This is a genomic window from Dyella sp. SYSU CM1112 (assembly GCF_058216415.1).
The window spans coordinates 1-294 of record NZ_JBZEGI010000097.1 but is presented as its reverse complement, the minus strand read 5'-3'; the positions used below and the strand labels follow the sequence as shown (position 1 = coordinate 294).

The window sequence follows — 294 nt, the reverse complement described above, 5'->3', positions numbered from 1 at the left end:
TTGGCTTCCGCGGCCACGGCCCGCCGGGTCATCTCCGCGATCTGGTTGCGCGTGGCCTCCAATTGCGCCAGCCCTTCGCGCATCTCCATCTGCGGACCCTTGGCGCGCGGCTGGTCGTGGGTGGAGAGCAGCAGCGCCTTGCCGCTACGGATCGCACCGTAGGCGCCGGTGCGCAACTCAAACCCTTCGCCGCGCTGCGGATGCCGGCCATCCACCCAGGTGTCGCCGACAATATTGCCCATCGTGAACCGGGTGAGGTCGGAGTGCGGCGTGCTGAACTGGACGTACTCCTTG

Annotated in this window: 1 protein-coding gene; it reads right to left on the bottom strand. The window is 67.7% G+C overall.

Annotated features, from left to right (window positions below; genetic code table 11):
- Window positions 1-294, bottom strand: a 294-nt coding sequence (locus AC4HNJ_RS21780) for a type VI secretion system Vgr family protein (RefSeq protein ID WP_490481710.1), incomplete at both ends; no start/stop codon positions are given.